Origin of the sequence: Rhodococcus sp. SGAir0479, from assembly GCF_005484805.1 — a bacterium.
Classification (GTDB): domain Bacteria; phylum Actinomycetota; class Actinomycetes; order Mycobacteriales; family Mycobacteriaceae; genus Prescottella.
In genome coordinates this window covers 2,303,239-2,325,757 of sequence record NZ_CP039432.1, presented here as the reverse complement: position 1 = coordinate 2,325,757, position 22,519 = coordinate 2,303,239, and the positions used below count along the sequence as shown (strand labels likewise).

General features: G+C 69.7%; 18 protein-coding genes. 12 read left to right on the top strand and 6 right to left on the bottom strand.

What is annotated here, in order from left to right; all coding sequences use genetic code 11:
• The first annotated feature begins 20 nt into the window (after window positions 1–20).
• The 3 genes from E7742_RS10865 (at window position 21) to clpX (ending at window position 2,917) form a co-directional block, all read left to right on the top strand.
• Window positions 21–629 carry an ATP-dependent Clp protease proteolytic subunit gene (locus E7742_RS10865; protein WP_441346900.1) on the top strand — a complete coding sequence of 203 codons (609 nt, stop codon included), beginning with the start codon at window positions 21–23 and terminating at the stop codon, window positions 627–629.
• A gap of 55 nt (window positions 630–684) precedes the next feature.
• The gene (locus tag E7742_RS10860) at window positions 685–1,347 is read left to right on the top strand and encodes an ATP-dependent Clp protease proteolytic subunit (protein WP_175420605.1); all 663 of its coding nucleotides are present in this window, start codon (window positions 685–687) and stop codon (window positions 1,345–1,347) included.
• Between the two features lie 292 nt (window positions 1,348–1,639).
• Entirely contained in the window at window positions 1,640–2,917 is a 1,278-nt protein-coding gene (gene clpX, locus E7742_RS10855) for an ATP-dependent Clp protease ATP-binding subunit ClpX (RefSeq protein ID WP_137798963.1), read from the top strand.
• A 218-nt stretch (window positions 2,918–3,135) separates the two neighbouring features.
• Here clpX and dmpG read toward each other — a convergent pair whose 3' ends face one another.
• The 5 genes from dmpG to E7742_RS10830 all read right to left on the bottom strand — a co-directional run bounded on the left by dmpG (window position 3,136) and on the right by E7742_RS10830 (window position 7,501).
• Window positions 3,136–4,164, bottom strand: a complete 1,029-nt coding sequence (gene dmpG / locus E7742_RS10850) for a 4-hydroxy-2-oxovalerate aldolase (protein ID WP_137798962.1) — start codon at window positions 4,162–4,164, stop codon at window positions 3,136–3,138.
• A gap of 2 nt (window positions 4,165–4,166) precedes the next feature.
• Complete coding sequence (locus E7742_RS10845; RefSeq protein WP_441346899.1) at window positions 4,167–5,159, bottom strand: acetaldehyde dehydrogenase (acetylating); 993 nt, start codon at window positions 5,157–5,159, stop codon at window positions 4,167–4,169.
• Entirely contained in the window at window positions 5,156–5,971 is an 816-nt protein-coding gene (locus tag E7742_RS10840) for a 2-keto-4-pentenoate hydratase (RefSeq protein ID WP_137798960.1), read from the bottom strand. Before E7742_RS10840 ends, E7742_RS10845 begins: the two co-directional genes overlap by 4 nt.
• Window positions 5,972–6,071: 100 nt before the next feature.
• The gene (locus E7742_RS10835) at window positions 6,072–6,857 is read right to left on the bottom strand and encodes an IclR family transcriptional regulator (protein WP_137798959.1); all 786 of its coding nucleotides are present in this window, start codon (window positions 6,855–6,857) and stop codon (window positions 6,072–6,074) included.
• Between the two features lie 5 nt (window positions 6,858–6,862).
• Window positions 6,863–7,501, bottom strand: a complete 639-nt coding sequence (locus E7742_RS10830) for a TetR/AcrR family transcriptional regulator (RefSeq protein ID WP_137798958.1) — start codon at window positions 7,499–7,501, stop codon at window positions 6,863–6,865.
• A 71-nt stretch (window positions 7,502–7,572) separates the two neighbouring features.
• Here E7742_RS10830 and E7742_RS10825 point away from each other — a divergent pair, with 71 nt between their 5' ends.
• Complete coding sequence (locus tag E7742_RS10825) at window positions 7,573–8,778, top strand: lipase family protein (RefSeq protein WP_254699238.1); 1,206 nt, start codon at window positions 7,573–7,575, stop codon at window positions 8,776–8,778.
• A 63-nt stretch (window positions 8,779–8,841) separates the two neighbouring features.
• On the opposite strand, the gene fdhD is transcribed toward E7742_RS10825, so the two are convergent.
• A complete protein-coding gene (gene fdhD / locus E7742_RS10820; protein WP_137798957.1) occupies window positions 8,842–9,666 on the bottom strand; it encodes a formate dehydrogenase accessory sulfurtransferase FdhD in 825 nt (274 codons plus the stop codon).
• A 204-nt stretch (window positions 9,667–9,870) separates the two neighbouring features.
• Between fdhD and E7742_RS10815 the strand changes: the two genes are divergently transcribed.
• The 8 genes from E7742_RS10815 (at window position 9,871) to E7742_RS10780 (ending at window position 22,378) form a co-directional block, all read left to right on the top strand.
• Window positions 9,871–10,890, top strand: coding sequence for an iron-siderophore ABC transporter substrate-binding protein (locus E7742_RS10815; protein ID WP_137798956.1), 1,020 nt, complete (start codon window positions 9,871–9,873; stop codon window positions 10,888–10,890).
• Window positions 10,891–10,911: 21 nt separating this feature from the next.
• Complete coding sequence (locus E7742_RS10810; protein WP_137798955.1) at window positions 10,912–11,520, top strand: GNAT family N-acetyltransferase; 609 nt, start codon at window positions 10,912–10,914, stop codon at window positions 11,518–11,520.
• Between the two features lie 16 nt (window positions 11,521–11,536).
• Window positions 11,537–13,591 carry a S9 family peptidase gene (locus E7742_RS10805; protein WP_254699237.1) on the top strand — a complete coding sequence of 685 codons (2,055 nt, stop codon included), beginning with the start codon at window positions 11,537–11,539 and terminating at the stop codon, window positions 13,589–13,591.
• A gap of 82 nt (window positions 13,592–13,673) precedes the next feature.
• Window positions 13,674–16,337, top strand: coding sequence for a valine--tRNA ligase (locus tag E7742_RS10800; protein WP_137798954.1), 2,664 nt, complete (start codon window positions 13,674–13,676; stop codon window positions 16,335–16,337).
• A complete protein-coding gene (gene folC / locus E7742_RS10795) occupies window positions 16,334–17,764 on the top strand; it encodes a bifunctional tetrahydrofolate synthase/dihydrofolate synthase (RefSeq protein ID WP_137798953.1) in 1,431 nt (476 codons plus the stop codon). The genes E7742_RS10800 and folC overlap by 4 nt, the downstream gene beginning before the upstream one ends.
• Window positions 17,761–18,189, top strand: a complete 429-nt coding sequence (locus E7742_RS10790) for a DUF4233 domain-containing protein (RefSeq protein ID WP_441346898.1) — start codon at window positions 17,761–17,763, stop codon at window positions 18,187–18,189. The genes folC and E7742_RS10790 overlap by 4 nt, the downstream gene beginning before the upstream one ends.
• Window positions 18,190–18,207: 18 nt before the next feature.
• A complete protein-coding gene (gene ndk, locus E7742_RS10785; RefSeq protein ID WP_137798952.1) occupies window positions 18,208–18,627 on the top strand; it encodes a nucleoside-diphosphate kinase in 420 nt (139 codons plus the stop codon).
• Window positions 18,628–19,081: 454 nt separating this feature from the next.
• Entirely contained in the window at window positions 19,082–22,378 is a 3,297-nt protein-coding gene (locus E7742_RS10780) for a translation initiation factor IF-2 N-terminal domain-containing protein (protein ID WP_441346897.1), read from the top strand.
• The last annotated feature ends 141 nt before the right edge of the window (window positions 22,379–22,519 follow it).

Sequence of the window (22,519 nt, the reverse complement as noted above, 5' to 3'; positions counted from 1 at the left end):
ATATCGAGAAGGCAGGTACCGTGACTTACCAGAATCCCGCCATGACCTCGGCCACGTCCGGTCTGAATCTCAGCGACTCGGTGTACGAACGCCTGCTTCGCGAGCGCATCATCTTCCTCGGAACGCAGGTCGATGACGACATCGCGAACAAGCTGTGCGCCCAGATCCTGCTGCTGTCGGCCGAGGACCCGACGCGGGACATCAACCTGTACATCAACTCGCCCGGCGGTTCCGTCACGGCGGGCATGGCGATCTACGACACGATGCAGTTCGCCGAGTGCGACGTCGCGACCTTCGGTATGGGTCTGGCCGCCTCGATGGGACAGTTCCTCCTCTCGGCCGGTACCAAGGGCAAGCGTTACGCCCTGCCGCACGCGCGCATCATGATGCACCAGCCGTCGGCGGGCATCGGTGGCACCGCGTCGGACATCGCGATCATGGCCGAGCAGTTCGCGCACACCAAGCGGGAGATGGCCGAACTCATCGCCCAGCACACCGGTCAGACCGTCGAGCAGATCACCGCCGACTCGGACCGCGATCGTTGGTTCACGGCGCAGGAAGCGCTCGAGTACGGCTTCGTCGACCACGTCGTCACCCGCGCCCGGCAGGCCGGGGGCGCAGGGAACTGACCCGCGCCGTACTCGCCCTTCCGTTCAGACCATCCTTGGAGAACAGATGACCAACATGTTCGATCCCCGTGCCGCCCACGCGCTCGGTGGCCAGGCTCCGTCCGGCGCCCAGTCCCGCTACATCCTGCCGTCGTTCATCGAGCACTCCAGCTACGGCGTCAAGGAGTCCAACCCGTACAACAAGCTGTTCGAGGAGCGCATCATCTTCCTCGGCACGCAGGTCGACGACGCGTCGGCGAACGACATCATGGCCCAGCTGCTGGTGCTCGAGTCGCTCGATCCCGACCGCGACATCACCATGTACATCAACTCGCCGGGTGGCTCGTTCACGTCGCTGATGGCGATCTACGACACGATGCAGTACGTGCGTGCCGACATCACCACCGTGTGCCTGGGCCAGGCGGCCTCGGCGGCCGCGGTGCTGCTCGCGGCCGGGACGCCGGGCAAGCGCCTGGCGCTGCCGAACGCCCGGGTGCTGATCCACCAGCCGGCCACCGGCGGGATCCAGGGCCAGGTCTCGGACCTCGAGATCCAGGCTGCGGAGATCGAACGGATGCGTCGCCTGATGGAGTCGACGCTCGGCAAGCACACCGGTAAGGATCCCGACGTGATCCGCAAGGACACCGATCGCGACAAGATCCTCACGGCCGAAGAGGCCAAGGAGTACGGCATCATCGACAACGTTCTCGAGTACCGAAAGTTGTCCGCCCAGAAGTGATGTCGCCCGTCCCGGTCCGCCGACACGCCGAGTCCTCGGATGGCGGCGGACCGGGGCGAACACGGGCCGGGCCGGGGGCATTCCGGAGTGACGACGGATGTGATTCGTCCGCCGGAACGTCCCTCGCCGCCCGGGAATCACGGCCTTTAGGTCGACCTCGTTCGCGAACTGCGGGTACGGTCACACCAAGAGCCCTCGGACCTGACCCGAGGATGCGGAAACCGCCTTCGGCGGACCGTCGGAGTCGGTCGCCCGGGCTCGTACGTAGACAAGGAAGTAGGGACCTTACGAGATGGCACGCATCGGTGACGGCGGCGATCTGCTCAAGTGCTCTTTCTGCGGTAAGAGCCAGAAGCAGGTCAAGAAGCTCATTGCGGGACCCGGGGTCTACATCTGCGACGAATGCATCGATCTGTGCAACGAGATCATCGAGGAGGAACTCGCCGAGTCGAGCGAGGTCAAGCTCGACGAGCTGCCGAAGCCGGCGGAGATCCGGGACTTCCTCGAGAACTACGTCATCGGTCAGGACGCCGCGAAGCGGACGCTGGCGGTGGCGGTCTACAACCACTACAAGCGCATCCAGGCCGGTGATCGCAGCCGTGACGCCCGCGGTGAGACCGTCGAGCTGGCCAAGTCGAACATTCTGATGCTCGGCCCCACCGGTTGCGGCAAGACGTATCTGGCGCAGACGTTGGCGAAGATGCTCAACGTGCCGTTCGCGATCGCCGACGCCACCGCACTCACCGAGGCGGGCTACGTCGGCGAGGACGTCGAGAACATCCTTCTGAAGTTGATCCAGGCCGCCGACTACGACGTCAAGCGCGCCGAGACCGGCATCATCTACATCGACGAGGTCGACAAGATCGCGCGCAAGAGCGAGAACCCGTCGATCACGCGCGACGTCTCCGGTGAGGGCGTCCAGCAGGCGCTGCTGAAGATCCTCGAGGGCACGCAGGCGAGTGTGCCCCCGCAGGGCGGACGCAAGCACCCGCACCAGGAGTTCATCCAGATCGACACCACCAACGTGTTGTTCATCGTCGCGGGTGCATTCGCGGGACTCGAGAAGATCGTGTCGGATCGAGTGGGCAAGCGGGGCATCGGTTTCGGCGCCGAGGTCCGCTCCAAGGCGGAGATCGACACGCAGGACCACTTCGCCGAGGTGATGCCCGAGGATCTCATCAAGTTCGGTCTGATCCCCGAGTTCATCGGCCGTCTCCCGATCGTCGCGTCGGTGACGAACCTGGACAAGGAATCCCTCGTCAAGATTCTCTCCGAGCCCAAGAACGCTCTGGTCAAGCAGTACACCCGCCTCTTCGAGATGGACGGCGTGGAGCTGGAGTTCACTGTCGACGCGCTCGAGGCCATCGCCGACCAGGCCATCCACCGGGGAACCGGTGCCCGCGGCCTGCGCGCCATCATGGAGGAAGTGCTGCTGCCGGTGATGTACGACATCCCCAGCCGCGACGACGTCGCGAAGGTCGTGGTGTCCGCCGAGACGGTCAACGACAACGTCCTGCCGACGATCGTGCCGCGCAAGCCCGAACGCGAGCGCCGCGACAAGTCCGCGTAGTCCGCGCCAGCCCCTTCGGCACACTGCCCGCCCGACTCACCGTCGGGCGGGCAGTGTCGTTCGTGCTCCTGGACCTGCGGGGCCGGTGCCGTCCCCGACGATGACCGGGGCCGACCGTGGAGGGGCACCGTGAAGGAACGACGCAAAAGGTCGGGCCGCCCGGAGGGACGGCCCGACCTTCTTCGTCAGTGGATCACGCGGAGGTGATCACCGGTTGCTCACGCGGACGCGGAAGCCGATTCCTTGCTCAACAGATCGAGCGCGATGTCGACGATCATGTCTTCCTGGCCGCCGACGAGGCCGCGCTTGCCGACCTCGAGCAGGATGGTGCGGGCGTCGAGACCGTAGTCCGCCGCGGCCTTCTCGGCGTGGCGGAGGAAGCTCGAGTACACACCGGCGTAGCCGAGGGTCAGCGTCTCACGGTCGACCCGGACCGGGCGGTCCTGCAGCGGGCGAACGATGTCGTCGGCCGCGTCCATCAGCTTGAACACGTCGCAGCCGTGCTCCCAGCCGTACAGGTCCGCGACACCGATGAACGCCTCGATGGGGCAGTTGCCGGCGCCGGCACCCTGACCCGCGAGGGAGGCGTCGACGCGGTAGACGCCGTTTTCGACGGCGACCACGCTGTTGGCCACCGAGAGCGAGAGGTTCTCGTGGGCGTGGATGCCGATCTGGGTGTCGGCATCGAGCACGTCCCGGTACGCCTTGATACGGGCGCGGACGTCGTCCATCGTCAGGCGTCCACCCGAGTCGGTGACGTACACGCAGTGTGCGCCGTACGACTCCATGAGCTTGGCCTGCTGGGCCAGCAGCTCCGGCGGAGCCATGTGGCTCATCATCAGGAAGCCGGAGACGTCCATGCCGAGCTCGCGGGCCTTCGCGATGTGCTGCGCCGAGACGTCGGCCTCGGTGCAGTGCGTCGCGATGCGGATCGACTGCACACCCAGCTTGTGGGCGTGCTCGAGCTCCTCGATGGTGCCGATGCCCGGCAGCAGCAGCGTCGTGAGCTTGGCGTTCTTCACCGCGCCGGCAGCGGCCTCGATCCATTCCCAGTCGGTGTTCGACCCCGGGCCGTAGTTGAGCGAGCCGCCGGCGATGCCGTCACCGTGCGAGACCTCGATGGCGTCGACACCGGCGTCATCGAGCGCCGCCACGATCCGGGCCACGTTCTCCGGGGACATCCGGTGCCGGACGGCGTGCATGCCGTCGCGCAGGGTGACGTCCTGGATGTAAAGCTTGGTGGACACGCTCAGACCTCCGCGGGGGTGTTGGAGCGCGCGGCGATCAGGCGGCGCGCGATGGACTCGGCGGTGCGCTGGGCGGCCGAGGTCATGATGTCGAGATTGCCGGCGTACGCGGGCAGGTAGTCGGCCGCACCCTCGACCTCGAGGAACACGGTGACCTTGGTGGTGACCGCTCCGGCGCCCTCGGGCAGCAGGGTGTGGACCGGCTCGTCCGCGGCGATCGGCGTGAACTGCACCTCCTGCTTGAGGCGGTAGCCGGGGACGTACTCGGCGACGCGGCCGGCCATGTCCTTGATCGACGCGCGGATCGCCTCCTGATCGGCGTCACCGATCAGCGCCAGCACGGTGTCGCGCATCAGCATCGGCGGCTCGGCCGGGTTCAGGATGATGATGGCCTTGCCGCGGCCGGCACCGCCGACCTGCTGGATGGCGTTCGACGTGGTCTCGGTGAACTCGTCGATGTTGGCGCGGGTGCCGGGGCCGGCCGACTTCGACGAGATCGACGCGACGATCTCGGCGTAGGGGACGGGGGTGACGGCGGAGATCGCGGCGACCATCGGGATGGTGGCCTGACCACCGCAGGTGACCATGTTCAGGTTGTCGAGATCCTCGTCGAGGTGCTCCTCGAGGTTCACCGGCGGCACCACGAACGGGCCGATCGCGGCCGGGGTGAGGTCGATGATCTTCTTGCCGAACGGAGCGAGCTTCTCGCAGTTGGCGACGTGCGCCTTGGCGGAGGTCGCATCGAGGACGATGTCGATCTGGTCGAAGCCCTCGAGCGCGATCAGGCCGTCGACACCCTCCGACGTGGTGGGCACGCCGAGGCGCTCCGCCCGGGCGAGGCCGTCGGACGTGGGATCGATGCCGACCATGGCACCCATCTCGAGCACGTCGGACTTGTTGAGGACCTTGATCATCAGGTCGGTGCCGATGTTGCCCGGCCCGATGATGGCGACCCGAATCTTCTTCGAATCAGCGTTGTTCGTCACGATTGTCACGATTCCTTCCGGGAGAAAACTGCGGTCACGGTGCCGAGGGTGGACAGCTCGGCGCGGATGGTCACCCCCGGGGCGGCGGGAACCATGGGGCCCAACGCTCCGGAGAGCACGACCTGGCCGGCGCGGAGCGGTTCGCCGTACTCGCGGGCGGTGCGGGCGAGCCACTGCAGCGCGATCAGCGGGTCGCCCAGGCAGGCTTCGCCGTTGCCCTCCGAGACGAGCTCGTCGTCGGCGTACATCTTCATCACGACGTCCTTGGGCTCGAACTCGTCGAGCGAGACCCAGTTGTCGCCGAGCACGTACAGGCCCGAAGACGCATTGTCGGCGACCGTGTCGGTGATGAGGATCTTCCAGTTCTCGATGCGGCTGTCGACCAGCTCGAGCGCCGCGACGGCACCGGTGACGGCGGCGCGGATCTGGTCGAGGTCGAGATCGCCCTCGGCGAGGTCGGCGCCCAGGCGGAAGGCCACCTCGGCCTCGGCCTTGGGCTGGAGCATCCGCTCGGTCGGCACCTCGGGCAGGTCGGAGACGTCCATGTCGGCGAACAGGACACCGAAGTCGGGCTGGTCGACGCCGAGCTGGGTTTGCACGGCCAGCGACGTCGCGCCGATCTTGCGGCCGACGACGACGGCGCCGTCCTCGATCTGCCAGTCGATCAGCTGCTGCTGCACGCGGTACGCGACGCCGATGTCGGAGGGACCGATGAGGTCGTTGATCGGGGCGCACGCGACGCCGGTCTTCGCCGCCGTGGCCAGGCGCGTCGCGGCCTGGGTGATCGCCTCTTCGGAGATCGTGGTTTCGGTGTCAGGCATGGATGTCCTTGTCGTGGGTTGTGCTTGTAAGGACTGTGCTGGACGGGCGCCGCCCAGCGCGAGCATTCAGTTTCGCTGAGCGAAACGTACCTGCTGACACCTAGTCCTGGCGCAGGTTGTCCCGCCGAGCGAGAGTTGCCGCGATTCCCGCGGCGGCGGCGCGCACCTGGTTGGTGTGCGCCTCGGGGCGGAAGCGGGTGGCGGGTCCGGTCACGCTGACGCCCGCGATGGGATGGTCGTCGGCGTCGAGGATCGCCGCGGCGACGCACACGATGCCGACGGCGGACTCCTCGTACTCGAACGACACTCCCGACTCGGCGACCGCCTCGAGCTGCCGGGCCAGCAGCCCCGGGCTGGTGATGGTGCGCGGGGTCCGGCGCGGCAGGGGCCCGGCCAGGGTGCGGACCTTGAGCTCGTTGGGGGAGTGCGCCAGCATTGCCTTGCCGATAGCGGTGCAGTACAACGGCATTCGGCCGCCGATCCGGGACGGGGATTCGGCCTGTCGGTGCCCACCGATCTTGGCGACGTAGACCACCTCCTCGCCTTCGAGGACACCGAGATGCACGGTTTCCCGGGTGCGCTCGCGCAGGTCCTCGAGGAACGGGGTCGAGACCTCGATGAGACCGCGCTCCACCGAGGCGCGCATGCCGAGCTCGAACAGGTGCCGGCCGAGCCGGTACCGGCCGCCGGAGCGGTCGATGAGCCGCGTACGGACCAACTCGGCGAGCAGTCGGTGCAGCGTCGTCTTGTTCAGGCCGGTGCGGTGGACGAGTTCGGTGAAACCGACCCAATGGTCGTCGGCGGTGAAGGCGTCGAGCACCGTGACCACCTTGCCGAGCACAGTGTTCGGCACGGATCGGTCCCCGGCGTCGGGTGCGGCGGTCATCGGCCTCAGGGCGCGCGCAGGAGTGAGAGCGCCATCGACGTCAGCTCGTTTTCGAACAGCATCAGGTCGGGTGCATCGCCGATCTCCGCCTCGCGCTCCCACGACGCCATCCCGGCGACCGCGAAGCGAGCCATGAGCGCGACCCGGCGGGCGCGCAGGCGCTCGTCGACGTGCGTGAGCTCGGCGCCGATGGCGGCGAACAGGTCCTTGAGTATCGTCATGCCGCCGACCCGCGGATACTTGGGATCGTGCGGAATCAGCGACGTCGGCCGCGTCACGAAGTCCATGTGTACGCCGGTCAGCCACTGCTCGTTGAACCGCGCCCAGTACGACGGCTGGTGCGCGGCGACCTCGGCGACGAACGGGCGGATGTAGGCCTCGACCAGTGCGGCGAGTCGATCGGGTTCGTCCTCGTCGAGTGCCTCCAGGAGGGCGCGACGAGCGTTGTTGATGTTGTCGACGTGGGTCAGCCATACCGCCTCGAGCAGCCCGTCCCATGAGCCGAAGTGGTACGTGATGGCCGAGTTGTTGCGCTGCCCGGCCGTTCTCACGATCTCGCGGGCCGAGACTCCGTGCAGACCGCGCTCGGCGATGAGGCGTTCGGCGACGTGGAGCAGCGTCTCGCGACCGTTCGGGGTGCTCATGACGGACAAGAGTACTGAATGCGCTATCTTCTCCGTCCTGAGACAGATATCTTAATTTTGGAGGTGTTCACGTGTTCTCGGTGACGAACAACGGGGGATCACGCACGGGGCGGGCGGTTCTGGCCGCGGCCGTCGCGGCCACGGTCGGGCTGGGGGCGGCCGGCTGCGGTGACGCGGCGTCCGAGCAGGACGACGCGGCCGCGCTCGAGCCCGGCCGGTTGCTGTCGAGCCAGGAACTACGTGGCGCTCCGGTGCTGCCGAGTGCCGGCCGCAGCGAACTCGTCACCTACGCGTCGCAGAATGCGCAGGGTGAGCCGGTCGTGGTGTCCGGCACCGTCTCGGTCCCTCGGGGCACGGCACCGGAGGGCGGGTGGCCGGTGATCAGTTGGGCGCACGGCACCACCGGTGTCTCCGACATCTGCGCGCCGTCGAACGACACGCTCGACGGGCCCGCGCACGACTACCTCGGCGGGGTCGACCAGACCCTCGACAGGTACCTCGCCGACGGGTTTGCCGTGGTGCAGACCGACTACGTCGGCATGGGCACGCCGGGCGGGCACCCGTACATGGACGGGGGAACCGAGGCGAACGCGGTGGTCGACATCGTGCGGGCCAGCCGCTCGCTCGACGACTCGATCGGCTCCCAGTGGTACGCGATGGGGCACAGCCAGGGCGGCCACGCGACGCTGTTCGCCGCCGCCCAGGGCGCCGAGCGCGCCCCGGAACTGGACCTGCGCGGCGCGGTCGCCATCGCACCCGGCAACGACACCAGTTCCACCCCGCAGTACCTCGCGGCCGGCACGCCCGAGGTGGCGCCCGCGCTGGCCTTCCTGCCGCTGATCCTGCTGGGCGCGGAGGCTGCCGATCCGTCGATCGTCGCGGACGACTACGTCACCCCCGAGTCGAAGCCGCTGCTCACCGCGGCCCGCAACGGGTGTGTCGCGCAGATCCGGGACGTGATCGGTTCCGTCCCTGTCGACAAGGCGTTCGCGCCGGGTGCCGACATCGACAAGCTCGTCGCCTACCTGGACGAGCAGGCCCCGGGACGGCTGAAGCCCACGGTTCCGACGCTCGTCCTGCAGGGTACGAAGGACGTGCTCATCACCGAGCCGGTCAGCCGGGGTCTGGTCCAGGAGTTGTGCGCCAACGGTTCCGAGGTCGGCTACAAGACCTACGAGGGTGCCGATCACCGGGCCGCGATCCCCGCGTCCTTCGACGACGCGGCGCAGTTCTTCCACACGCTCCAGGCGGGGGAGAAGCCGGCCGGTCTCTGCTAGCGACCCGGCCCGGCCGCCGTCGGTGTCCGCCGAGCACCGCGTCAGATCTTGCCGAGCACCGCGTCAGATCTTGACGCGGTGCTCGCCGGAATAGACGTTCATGGTCTCCCCCCGCAGGAATCCGACCAGCGTCATCCCGCGATCACGCGCGAGGTCGACCGCGAGGGACGACGGCGCCGACACCGCCGCCAGCACCGGCACGCCGGCCATCGTGGCCTTCTGTGCCAGCTCGAACGACGCCCGCCCGCTCACCACGAGGACCGCGTCGGAGAGCGGTACCCGGTTCTCGGTGAGCGCCCAACCGAGGACCTTGTCCACGGCGTTGTGCCGGCCGACGTCCTCGCGGAGTGCGAGCAGGGCACCGTCGGTGGTGAACAGTCCGGCGGCGTGCAGCCCGCCGGTGGCGTCGAACACCCGCTGCGCGCTGCGGAGGGTCGAGGGCATCGACGAGAGCGTGTCGGCGCCCACCTCGAGCGTGTTGTCCGTGAGGGTGAACCTGCTGCGCACCGCGACCTCATCGAGGGACGCCTTGCCACACACCCCGCACGCGGAGGTCGTGAGGAACTCGCGGCGCCCCCGGTTCCCGGGATCGGGCACACCGGCGGCGAGGGCGACGTCGAGCACGTTGTAGGTGTTGGCGCCGTCCGCGTCCACACCGTCGCAGTAGCGCACGACGCTCACGTCCTCGCCGGACTCGATGATCCCCTCGGCGAGTAGGAATCCGTGCACCAGATCGATGTCGTTGCCGGGCGTGCGCATGGTGACCGTGAGCGAGCGCCCCCCGAGGCGGATCTCCAGCGGCTCCTCGACCGCGAGCGAGTCCGGCCGGCGCCGCGACCCGTCGGGGGTGATCCGCAGGACCGGACGGCGAGCGGTGACACGACCCATGTCAGGCGTTCCCTGCGGAGGACGGCTCGGCGGGTACGGCGACGAGGTCGTCCCCGTCGGGGACATGGCTGGCGTGGAGCGTCATGTCCCCATAGTGGCCCGGCTCGCGCGGGCGCGCACGCGCCGAGTCGCCGAACGCTGCCCGCGAAGTCGGCTAGCCTTACCTCGCCTTGTCCGCCCCACGAGCATCGAAGGATCCTGACGATGGGTGACATCCAGCCACGAGCCGCCGAACTGTCCCGGCGCGGGTTCCTGATCGGCGGCGCCGGCGTGCTGCTCGCGTTCGCCGCGGCGTGCAGCAGCGATTCCGGTGACGGCGGTACCGGGGGTACCGCGGGAAGCGGCGCGACGATCGCCCACAAGTACGGGGAGACGACCGTGCCGGCGAACCCGCAGCGGGTGGTGAGCGTCGGCTACAACGACCAGGACGCCCTGCTCGCGCTCGGTGCGGTCCCGGTCGGGGTCTTCGATTGGTACGGCGACTACCCCTACGCGGTGTGGCCGTGGGCGCAGGAGCTGTTGGGCGACGCCCAGCCCGCCATCGTCGGCAGCGCCAGTGCGGGCATCGACGTCGAGAAGGTCGCCGCCGCGGCCCCGGACCTCGTCGTCGCAACCTACTCGGGTCTCACGCAGGGGCAGTACGACAAGCTCGCGGCACTCGTGCCGACCGTCGCGCAGCCGGCCGGCGTCCCGGACTACGGCGTGCGCTGGCAGGACCAGACGACGATCCTCGGCGAGGCGCTCGGCCGGCAGGACCGCGCGGCCGAACTCGTGGCGGGCCTGCAGAAGCAGTTCGCGGACACCGCGGCGGCCCACCCGTCGTTCGCCGGTAAGACCGTCCTCGTCGGCGCGCTCAAGGGCCCCGGCCAGTTCGGCGTGTACGGGCCGGACGACCCCAAGGTGCGGTTCTTCACCGAGCTCGGCTTCGTCAACCCGCCTGTGGCGGAACAACTCCGGTCGACCAACTTCGCCGAGATCAGCACCGAGCAGCTCTCGCTCGCCGACGTGGATCTGCTGGTCTGGTACGCGGGCGGCGGGTTCGGGGACAAGCTCCGCGCCGAGCTCGAAAAGACGCCGGTCTACCAGACGCTCGACGTGGTCCGGGACGGCCGCGCGATCATCCTCGACGACGAGGCCGCCGAGGCGATGACGTGGAGCACGGTGCTGAGCCTGCCGTACGCGCTGCAGCAGATTCCGCCGCGCATCGCACCCCTGCTCGCCTGATTCGGCCGGTACTCTCTCGGCATGGGAGTCGTCGTGCGGCCAGTGACCCGATCGGACGTCCCGGCGCTCTCGCGCGCGCTCGCGGAGGCGTTCGACGACGACCCCGTGATGTGCTGGATCCTGCCCGATGCCGCGCGACGTCCGGCCGGGCTCGCGCGCATGTTCGCCGCGGAGATCCGCTACCACCACCTCGCGGGCGGTGGCGCGGAACTGGCGGAGTCGCCGGACGGTGTCGTCGTCGGCGGAGCGCTGTGGGATCCGCCGGGGCGGTGGAAGCAGTCGACACTGAATTCGCTGCTGACCCTGCCGATCACCGCGTTCGCGCTCGGTCGCCACGTGCGGGTCGGGGCCGAGGTGTCGCACGCGCTCGAGTCGGCGCACCCCAGCGAGCCGCATTGGTACCTGGCGACCATCGGGACCTCCGCGGCCGGCCGGGGCGGCGGCTACGGCAAGGCGCTGTTGAACTCCCGGCTGTCGCGCTGCGACGCCGAGGGCGCACCCGCGTATCTCGAATCGAGCAAGGAAGCCAACATCCCGTACTACGAACGGTTCGGCTTCGAGGTCACCGGCGAGATCGTGGTCCCGAACGGTGGCCCGTCGCTGTGGAGCATGTGGCGGAACCCGCGCTGAGTGGTACCAATCAGGGGTGACCTCGAGCCAGCAGCACCCTGCGCCCTCCCCGCTGTCCGCGACCCCGTTCCACGATCTCGACGACTATCTCGCGTTGCCGCGGGCCTCGGCGCTCACGCTGTCACCGGACGGATCCCGGTTGGCGCTCACCCAGTCGGTGCTCGACGACACGGGTACCCGCTACGTCTCCGCGCTCTGGGACGTCGACCCGGCGGGGGAGCGTCCGGCACGCCGCCTCACCTGGGGCTCGAAGGGCGAGTCGGGTGCCGCCTTCACCCACGACGGCGACCTTCTCTTCACCGCGGTTCGCCCCGCGCCGGACGAGACCGACGACGCCCCGGCCTCGCTGTGGCGGCTGCCCGCGAGCGGCGGTGAGGCGTCGCGGATCGCCACCCGCGGCGGCGGCCTCTCCGGCGTCCGGGCCGCGCGGTCGGCGCCCCGGTTCGTCGCGAGCACGGGAGTGCTGGGGACGTCGGGCACCGTCGACGACGACGAGCGGATCCGCGGCGAACGCAAGGACCGGAAAGTCACCGCGGTCCTGCACACCGGGTATCCGGTGCGGTACTGGGACCACGACCTCGGACCCGAGGTCCCGCATCTGGTGGCCGGCTCGAGCGACGAGGCCACGGTCGAGTTCGCCGACCTCACCCCGGCGCCGGGCGCGGCCCTGCGCGACGCCGACTACGACCTCGCCGCCGACGGGTCGTTCGTCGTCAGCACCTGGACCGTGCCGGGAGCCCTCGGGTCGCGGCGCACGATGCTGGTGCGCATCGACGCCGCGACCGGCCGGCGCACCACGCTCGTCGACGACGAGGCTGCCGACCTGATGCGTCCGGCGATCGCGCCGGACGGTACGAGCGTCGCGTATCTGCGTGAGGCGTACGGCGATCCTGACAACGCGCCGCGAATCACGCTGCACCGGTACACCTTCGGCAGCGCCGCGATCGAGGACCTCACGGCCGACTGGGATCGCTGGCCCACCGCGCTGGCCTGGCTGCCCGACGGATCGGGACTGCTGCTGACCGCGGACGACCACGGCCGCGGACCCGTCTTCGTGCTGCGTGGAGACCGGCCCGTGCCGCTCACCACCGATGCCGCGTCGTACACCGAACTGTGTCCGGCCCCGGACGGTACGGCCGTGTACGCGCTGCGGGCGTCGTACGAGCGGCCGGCCCACCCCGTGCGGATCGCGCTGACCGGCGACGCCGCCGGCGCCGTGACGGAACTGCGGGCACCGGCCGGCGCGCCGCGGCTGCCGGGACGCCTCACCGAGGTCGTGGGGCAGGGTCTCGACGGGACCCCGCTGCGCGCCTGGCTGGCGTTGCCGGACACCGCGTGCGCAGCGTCGCCCGCGCCGCTGGTGCTGTGGGTGCACGGCGGTCCGCTCAACTCCTGGAACACCTGGTCGTGGCGGTGGAACCCGTGGCTGCTGGTGGCGCAGGGGTACGCGGTGCTGCTGCCCGACCCGGCGCTGTCCACGGGCTACGGCCGGGACTTCGTCCAGCGCGGGTGGGGACAGTGGGGCAAGGCACCGTACACCGACCTCATGGCGATCACCGACACCGCCGTCGCGCTGCCGGAGATCGACGCGAAGCGCACCGCGGCGATGGGCGGGTCCTTCGGCGGGTACATGGCCAACTGGATCGCCGGGCACACCGACCGGTTCCGGGCGATCGTCACGCACGCCGGCCTGTGGGCACTCGACCAGTTCGCCCCCACCACCGACGCGGCCTGGTACTGGCAGCGGGAGATGACGCCCGAGATGGCGTTCGAGAACTCACCGCACCTGTTCGTCGCCGACATCGTGACGCCGATGCTGGTGATCCACGGCGACAAGGACTACCGCGTGCCGATCGGGGAGGGGCTGCGCCTGTGGTACGAACTGCTGTCGGAATCGGGCCTGCCCGCCGACGCCGACGGGACCACCGGTCACCGCTTCCTGTACTTCCCCGACGAGAATCACTGGGTGCTCGCTCCGCAGCACGCCAAGGTCTGGTACCAGGTCGTCGCGTCGTTCCTGGCGCAACACGTCCGAGGTGAGGACGTCCCCGTACCCGACGTGCTCGGCTGACGGACCGGGGCGGAGACGGGGACGGCGGGGAGGCGGTGCAGCCGGGTCCGGGCGATTCGCCGCCACTGATTACGATTGGGGGGTGACCAGTGCGCCAGAGACTCCCCAGAACCCCGCAGACGCCCTCCCCAAGAGCTGGGATCCCAGCGCGGTAGAGGCCGATTTGTATCAGGGCTGGGTGGACGCCGGTTACTTCACCGCCGATCCGACGAGCGACAAGCCCGGCTACTCGATCGTGCTGCCGCCGCCGAACGTGACGGGGTCGCTGCACATGGGCCACGCGCTCGACCACACCCTCATGGATGCGCTCACCCGCCGCAAGCGGATGCAGGGCTTCGAGGTGCTGTGGCTGCCGGGCATGGACCACGCCGGCATCGCGACCCAGACCATCGTCGAGAAGCAGCTCGCCGCCGACGGCAAGAAGAAGGAAGACTTCGGGCGCGAGGCCTTCATCGAGAAGGTGTGGGAGTGGAAGCGCGAGTCCGGCGGCACCATCCAGGGCCAGATGCGGCGCATCGGCGACGGCGTCGACTGGAGCCGTGACCGCTTCACGATGGACGAGGGACTCTCGCGCGCCGTCCAGACGATCTTCAAGCGCCTGTACGACGAGGGCCTGATCTACCGCGCCGAGCGGCTGGTCAACTGGTCGCCGGTGCTACAGACCGCGATCTCCGACATCGAGGTCAAGTTCGAGGAGGTCGAGGGCGAACTCGTCTCGCTGCGCTACGGCTCGCTCAGCGACGACGAGCCGCACGTGATCGTCGCGACCACCCGCGTGGAGACGATGCTCGGCGACACCGCCGTCGCGGTCCACCCGGACGACGAGCGGTACAAGCACCTGGTCGGCACGACGCTCGAGCACCCGTTCACCGGACGGCAGATCCCGATCATCGCCGACGAGTACGTCGACCCGGAGTTCGGCACCGGCGCCGTGAAGATCACGCCGGCGCACGACCCCAACGACTTCGAGATGGGTCTGCGGCACGACCTGCCGATGCCCACGATCATGGACAAGGCCGGCCGAATCGCCGACACCGGAACGCAGTTCGACGGCATGGACCGCTTCGAGGCCCGCGTCAAGGTGCGCGAGGCCCTCGCCGAGCAGGGCCGGGTCGTCGCCGAGAAGCGTCCGTACGTGCACAGCGTCGGCCACTCCGAGCGGTCCGGCGAGACCATCGAGCCGCGTCTGTCGATGCAGTGGTGGGTCAAGGTCGACACGCTCGCGAAGACCGCCGGTGACGCGGTCCGCAGCGGCGACACCGTCATTCATCCGACCAGCCAGGAGCCGCGCTGGTTCGGCTGGGTCGACAACATGCACGACTGGTGCATCTCGCGTCAGCTGTGGTGGGGTCACCGCATCCCGATCTGGTACGGCCCCGACGGTGAGGTCCAGTGCTTCGGCCCCGACGAGACGGCTCCCGAGGGCTGGGAGCAGGACCCCGACGTGCTCGACACGTGGTTCTCGTCGGCGCTGTGGCCGTTCTCGACGATGGGCTGGCCGGACAGGACTCCCGAGCTCGGGAAGTTCTACCCCACAAGTGTTCTCGTCACCGGCTACGACATCCTGTTCTTCTGGGTGGCCCGGATGATGATGTTCGGTACCTACGTCGCCGGCGACACCGGCGACGCGGCGCCGGGCAAGGTTCCGTTCAAGGACCTGTTCCTCCACGGCCTGGTCCGCGACCAGTACGGCAAGAAGATGTCGAAGTCCCGCGGCAACGGCATCGACCCCCTCGACTGGGTCGACCGCTTCGGCGCCGACGCGCTGCGCTTCACGCTCGCCCGCGGCGCCAACCCGGGCAGCGACCTCGCGGTGGGCGAGGACCACGCGCAGTCGTCGCGCAACTTCGCGAACAAGCTGTTCAACGCCACCAAGTTCGCGCTCATGAACGGCGCCGTCGTGGCCGAGGTGCCGGCCCGCGAGCAGCTCACCGATGCCGACCGGTGGATCCTCGATCGGCTCGAGCAGGTCCGCGCGGAGGTCGACGAGGCCTTCGAGCGGTTCGAGTTCTCCAAGGCGTGCGAGGCGCTGTACCACTTCGCGTGGGACGAGGTCTGCGACTGGTACCTCGAACTCGCCAAGGTGCAGCTCGGGGAGGGCTCGGCCCACGCCGAGGGCACCAAGGCCGTCCTCGGCAACGTGCTCGACACGCTGCTGCGGATGCTGCACCCGGTGATCCCGTTCGTCACCGAGACGCTGTGGAAGGTGCTCACCGGCGGCGAGTCCGTCGTCGTCGCCGCGTGGCCGCAGGCCACCGGCGTCGCCGTGGACGCCGTTGCGGCGCAGCGGGTCGAGGACATGCAGAAGCTGGTGACCGAGGTCCGGCGCTTCCGCAGCGACCAGGGGCTCAAGCCGTCGCAGAAGGTGGCCGCCCGGCTGTCCGGTGCCGCCGAGGCGGACATCGAGTCCCAGCTGCCGTCGGTCGCGTCCCTCGCCAGGCTCACCGAGCCGGCGGACGGCTTCGCCGCGACCGCGTCGGTGGAGGTGCGCCTGAGCAAGGCCACCGTGACCGTCGAACTCGACACCTCGGGTGCCGTCGACCTCGGCGCCGAGAAGAAGCGGCTCGAGAAGGACCTCGCGGTCGCCGAGAAGGAGCTCGCGGGCACCACCGCCAAGTTGTCCAACGAGGCGTTCCTGGCGAAGGCCCCCGACGCGGTCGTCGACAAGATCCGCACCCGCCGGCAGGTGGCCGAGGAAGAGATCGCCCGCATGACCGCACGTCTGAAGGAGCTGGGCGGAGCGTGACCACCGCAGACCCGGGCGAACCCACCCCGGTCGACCTCGCCGAACTCGCCCTCGTCGAGGCCGAACTCGATCAGCGCTGGCCCGAAACCAAGATCGAGCCGTCGCTGACGCGGATCGCCGCGCTGATGGACCTGCTCGGCTCGCCGCAGCACAGCTATCCGGCCGTCCACGTCGCCGGCACCAACGGCAAGACGTCGGTGACGCGGATGATCGACGCGCTGCTGACGCACCTGCACCGCCGGACCGGGCGGACCACCAGCCCGCACCTGCAGCTGGCGACCGAGCGGATCAGCATCGACGGCAAGCCGATCTCGGTCCGCACGTACATCGACACGTACCGGGAGATCGAGCCGTACATCCGGATGATCGACCAGCAGTCCGAGGCGGCCGGTGGCCCGGCGATGAGCAAGTTCGAGGTGACCACCGCGATGGCGTACGCCGCCTTCGCCGAGGCTCCCGTGGACGTCGCCGTCGTCGAGACCGGCATGGGCGGCAAGTGGGACGCGACCAACGTCGTCGACGCCCAGGTCGCGGTGATCACGCCGATCGGCCTCGACCACGTCGACTTCCTCGGCCCAGACCTCACCGCGATCGCGGGGGAGAAGGCCGGGATCATCAAGAAGGGGCGCGAGAGCGGGATCGAGGGCGTCGCGCCGGTCGACACCGTCGCGATCCTCGCGGAACAGCCGCCCGAGGTCATGGACGTGCTGCTGCGCCGGGCCGTCGAGGTGGACGCCGCCGTGGCCCGTGAGGGCGCGGAGTTCAAGGTGCTGCGCCGACAGATCGCGATCGGCGGCCAGCAGCTGGAACTGCAGGGCCTCGGCGGGGTGTACGACGACATCTTCCTGCCGCTGCACGGGGAGCACCAGGCGCGCAACGCCTCGCTGGCCCTGGCCGCGGTGGAGGCCTTCTTCGGTGCGGGGCCCGATCGTCAGCTCGAGGCCGACGCGATCCGCGCGGCCTTCGCGTCGGTGGTCAACCCGGGCCGGCTCGAGCGGGTCCGAAACGCGCCGACGGTGTTCCTCGACGCCGCGCACAATCCGCACGGCGCGCGGGCGCTCGCCGCGGCGCTGTCGGCGGAGTTCGACTTCCGAAAGCTGGTCGGTGTCGTCGGCGTCATGGGGGACAAGGACGTCGACGGCATCCTCGAGGCCCTCGAACCGGTCTTCGACGAAGTGGTCGTCACCCACAACGGGTCCCCGCGCGCGATGGACGTGGAGGATCTCGCGAACCGGGCGGTCGCACGCTTCGGTGACGAGCGAGTGGTCGTGGCCCCGACTCTGCCCGACGCCCTGGAGACCGCGATCGGGTTGGCGGAGGAAGTCGCCGAACCCGGTGAAGCAGTGTCGGGAGCCGGTGTCGTGGTCACCGGTTCCGTCGTGACCGCGGGCGTCGCCCGATCTCTTTTCGGAAAGGACCCCGCGTGAGCGAGACCCCGGAGAACCCCGCGAACCCCGAACATCCGCAGTCGGGTTTCCGTCCGCCGGCGACCGACCCGTGGAAGGGTTTCCGCGGCGTGATGGCGGGAACGCTCGTCCTCGAGGCGATCGTCGTGCTGCTGGCCCTCCCGGTGGTCGCGGTGATCAACGCGAAGGGGCTGACCTGGTTCTCCGGAACCTACATCTGCGTCCTGGCGCTGCTGATGATCCTCGGTGCCGGCGTGCAGGGGCGCCCGTGGGCGATGAAGTTCAACCTCGCGTTGCAGGTGTTCACGATCCTCGGCTTCTTCGTCGACACGGCGCTCGGCGTCATCGGGCTGCTGTTCGGTGCGGTGTGGCTGTACATCCTGTACCTGCGCAAGGACATCGCCGCCCGGATCGAGCGGGGTCTGCTGCCGGGCCAACGAGACTGACCGTCTAGGCTGTTCGCCGTGACTGAGCGCACCCTGGTACTGATCAAGCCCGACGGCGTGGCACGCGGCTACGTCGGAGAGATCCTGTCCCGCATCGAACGCAAGGGTCTGTCCCTTGCGGCGATGGAGCTGCGGACGGCGTCCACCGACGTCGCCGCGACCCACTACGCGGAACACGAGGGCAAGCCGTTCTACCCGGGACTGCTCGAGTTCATCACTTCCGGGCCGTTGGTGGCCGCGGTGCTCGAGGGGCCGCGCGCGATCGCGGCGTTCCGGCAGATCGCCGGCGGCACCGATCCGGTCGAGAAGGCCGTCCCCGGCACCATTCGCGCGGACCTGGCGCTCGACGGTGGACAGAATCTGGTCCACGGCTCCGACTCCGTCGAATCGGCCGAGCGCGAGATCGCGCTCTGGTTTCCCCAGCTCGCACAGGCCTGAACCGAAACAACAGGACGCTCCCGGGCCCCCGTGCCCGCGGGGCGTCCTTTCGTTTCGGCACCTACCGGTGCGCCGATGAGAGAACTGACGGCGTCGGTGTGGGATACTCGAGTGGATCGGTCCGCAATTGCGCTCCACGCGGAACCGATCGGATGACACCACGGTGCGAAGCCCGTCATCGCTGTCCTACCGGTGCAGGTCACCCCTGCTACGTGCGACACGCTGGATGAGCAGGCGCTCGCCTCGTGATCGGTCAGGCGTTCGCGCCGTGGATCGCCGCCATCCAGCCAGGCACCGCGCGATTTCGCAGTGATAACGGACACTGCGGAGCACGTGGAGCGAGACCAGACAATCTCGTACCCCGAGGTGCGAGTACACAACCATCGCCCCCGTGCGGCCGCGTCGTATCCGATCTCCAGTCGGGTGCACGCGCCCGGGGGCTCGAGGAGAATACGTGGCCGAACAAGCGCCGCCCGAAGGTGTGCAGGAACCGATCGCGGAAGCGACGGTGAACCCCGGCACCACCCCTGTACTTCCCGAGAAGATTCGCGTCCATGCGCTGGCCAAACTGCTCGGAGTGACGAGCAAGCAGGTCCTCGCCGAGGCCGCCGCTCTGGGCACCGAGTTGCGCAGCGCGCAATCCAGCCTGCAGCGTGACGTCGCCGAGCAGATCCACGCGACGATGTCCGGTGCCGCAGAGCCCGCCGCGCAACCGCAGACTCCGGAGCGGGAGACCCCGGCCGCCGAGACCCCGGCCGCCGAAACCCCGGCTGTCGAGACTTCCGCTGCCGAGGACGCACCCGAGTCCCCGGCGGACGCCGCCGCACCGGTGGCCGAGCCTGCGGAGAAGCCCGCCCCGCGCAAGCGCGCCCGGAAGAAGGCCGCCCCCAAGGCGCAGGCCGCGCCCGAGCCGGAGACTGCCCCCGAGCCCCAGGCCGAGCAGGCGGCTCCCGCCGCGGACGAATCGGCGCCCGCCGGTGGTGGACTGTTCACCCACGCCGAACTCGGCAGCGAGCAGCAGCAGCCGGCCGCGGCACCCGTCGTGCAGGCCCCGCTGTTCCTGCAGCCCGAGGCCGTCGCCGCCGAACCCGCACCGCGACGTCGTCGCAGTCGCCGGGCCGCGGCCGCGCCCGAGGTGAGCGAGGAGCGGCAGTCCACCGAGGACACGACGCCGGCCGCGGCGACCGTCGAAGACGAGACCCCGACCGAGTCGGCGCAGGCCGCAGAGACCCCTGAGTCCTCCGCGTCCTCCGAGGCTTCCGGGACCGCTGAGTCCACCGAGTCCGGTGACGGCGAGACCGGCGACCAGCAGCGTCGCCGCCGTCGTGGACGGCGTGGGCGCGGTCGTGGTCGCGGCGAGCAGGCCGCCGACGGGACCGAGTCGGACGAGACCGAGGACGGCGCCGCGGCGGAGGCCGAGACCGGTGCCGCCGAGACCCCGCAGCCCGCCGAGGGTGGCGAGTCCACCGCGTCGACCGAAACCGGCGACGACGAGAGCACGGACGACGACGCCTCCGATGGCTCGAGCCGTCGGCGCCGTCGGCGTCGGCGCCGCAAGGGCGGCACCGACGGAGAAGCCGCGGCCGACGACGATCCGCCCAACACCGTCGTCCACGAACGCGAGCCGCGGAACAAGGCACGCGCGAAGGACAAGGACAAGGACGAGGTCCAGGGCATCAGCGGCTCCACCCGTCTGGAAGCCAAGCGTCAGCGCCGCCGGGACGGCCGCGACGCCGGCCGTCGTCGTCCGCCGATCCTGAGCGAGTCCGAGTTCCTGGCTCGCCGGGAGTCGGTCGACCGCGTGATGGTCGTGCGCGAGAAGAGTGGGGCCAACCCCGCAGCGTCGACGCAGGTCGCCGTTCTCGAGGACGGAATCCTGGTCGAGCACTTCGTGACGGGTTCGTCGTCGCCGTCCATGGTCGGCAACGTGTACCTCGGCCGCGTGCAGAACGTGCTGCCCAGCATGGAGGCCGCGTTCATCGACATCGGTCGGGGACGCAACGGTGTGCTGTACGCCGGTGAGGTCAACTGGGAGGCCGCCGGCCTCGGCGGACGCGAACGCAAGATCGAGCAGGCCCTCCGGCCCGGCGACCAGGTGCTGGTGCAGGTCAGCAAGGATCCGGTGGGCCACAAGGGCGCCCGCCTGACCACGCAGATCAGTCTGGCCGGCCGCTTCCTCGTGTACGTGCCCGGTGGCACGTCCACCGGTATCAGCCGCAAGCTGCCCGACACCGAGCGCAAGCGCCTCAAGGAGATCCTCCGCGAGATCGTCCCGGCCGATGCCGGAGTGATCATCCGGACCGCCTCCGAGGGCGTCAGCGAGGAGGAACTGGCCCGGGACGTCACCCGTCTGCAGACGCAGTGGGAGACCATCGAGGAGCAGGCCACCAAGGCGAAGGAGGGCAAGTCGGGCACGCCGCAGGCGCTGTACGAGGAGCCCGACCTGCTGGTGAAGGTCGTCCGCGACCTCTTCAACGAGGACTTCTCCAAGCTCGTCATCGAGGGTGAGAAGGCCTGGAACACCGTCGAGACCTACATCAAGACCGTTGCGCCGGACCTGCTGCCGCGCGTGGAGCGGCACGATCCCGAACCGGGCAGCCCGGACGTGTTCGCCACGCACCGCATCGACGAGCAGCTCGTCAAGGCGCTCGACCGCAAGGTGTGGCTGCCGTCGGGCGGCACGCTCGTGATCGATCGCACCGAGGCCATGACGGTCGTCGACGTCAACACCGGAAAGTTCACCGGTGCCGGCGGCAACCTCGAGGAGACGGTCACCCGCAACAACCTCGAGGCGGCCGAGGAGATCGTGCGGCAGATGCGCCTGCGCGACATCGGCGGCATGATCGTGGTCGACTTCATCGACATGGTGCTCGAATCCAATCGGGACCTGGTGCTGCGGCGCCTGACGGAGGCACTCGGTCGCGACCGCACGCGCCATCAGGTGTCCGAGGTGACGTCGCTCGGCCTGGTCCAGATGACCCGCAAGAAGCTGGGCACCGGCCTGGTCGAGGCGTTCTCCACCACGTGTGAGCACTGCCACGGCCGCGGCATCGTCGTCCATGCCGAGCCGGTGGAGGTGAAGTCCGGAGACGACGGTCGCGGACAGGCCAAGGAGTCCGGCGGGCGCAAGAAGCGCGGTCGGGACCGGGCCGCGGCCTCGACCCCGGAGCAGCCGGCGAACGGGCAGCACGCCCAGCCGGCGGTGGAGGAATCCGCCGACGCGTCGGTCAAGCGCGCTCATCCGGTGGCGCTCGCGATGGCCGCGCACCACTCCGACGACGCCGAGAGCTCCGCGGAGCCGGAGGCCCACGGCGGCGCTCGATCCGGTGCGACGGAAGCTGCCGAGGCGAAGACCGCCCCGGAGAAGAACGAGTCGGTCCCGGCCGAGGCCGAGAAGGCGGAACCGGCGAAGTCCGAACCGGTCAAGTCCGAACCCGAGAAGAGTGAATCGGGCGCCGAGGCCTCGGCACCGCGCGCGCGGCGCCGTAGCCGTCGGGTCTCGCGGGCCGCGGCCGCGCCGGCCGGTGAGACGCCGGAAGCGGGCACCGTGTTCGTGCTGCCTGCCTCGGAACCCGCCTCCGAACCCGCCGCGGAGGCCCCCACCGAGACCGCCGACGCGCCGGCCGCCGCCGCGTCGGTTCCGGGTACCCCGGACTCGGCCGGCGACGGAGAGAGCGACACGCAGCCCGCGCGTCGACCTCGCCGACGGCGCGCCGCGGCGCGCCCCGCCGGTCCGCCGGTGGACGCGTAGGCCCGCTCGATCCCGGGTGATTCGCCGCCTCGTGCTCGACGCGAGGCGGCGAATCACCGCGACGGGATTCGGCCGAGGGGCCAGTTTGACCCTGGAGGCACGCGTCCCGTAATCTTGACCGGTCGCTACCCGGCGATACCG

What these genes read in the sequence shown, in the direction of transcription:
- E7742_RS10815 (WP_137798956.1), top strand. Translation starts at nt 9,871, where the DNA reads ATGGGTGACATCCAGCCACGAGCCGCCGAACTGTCCCGGCGCGGGTTC.
- fdhD (WP_137798957.1), bottom strand. Translation starts at nt 9,666, where the DNA reads ATGGGTCGTGTCACCGCTCGCCGTCCGGTCCTGCGGATCACCCCCGAC.
- E7742_RS10840 (WP_137798960.1), bottom strand. Translation starts at nt 5,971, where the DNA reads ATGCCTGACACCGAAACCACGATCTCCGAAGAGGCGATCACCCAGGCC.
- E7742_RS10860 (WP_175420605.1), top strand. Translation starts at nt 685, where the DNA reads ATGTTCGATCCCCGTGCCGCCCACGCGCTCGGTGGCCAGGCTCCGTCC.
- E7742_RS10830 (WP_137798958.1), bottom strand. Translation starts at nt 7,501, where the DNA reads ATGAGCACCCCGAACGGTCGCGAGACGCTGCTCCACGTCGCCGAACGC.
- E7742_RS10810 (WP_137798955.1), top strand. Translation starts at nt 10,912, where the DNA reads ATGGGAGTCGTCGTGCGGCCAGTGACCCGATCGGACGTCCCGGCGCTC.
- clpX (WP_137798963.1), top strand. Translation starts at nt 1,640, where the DNA reads ATGGCACGCATCGGTGACGGCGGCGATCTGCTCAAGTGCTCTTTCTGC.
- E7742_RS10835 (WP_137798959.1), bottom strand. Translation starts at nt 6,857, where the DNA reads ATGACCGCCGCACCCGACGCCGGGGACCGATCCGTGCCGAACACTGTG.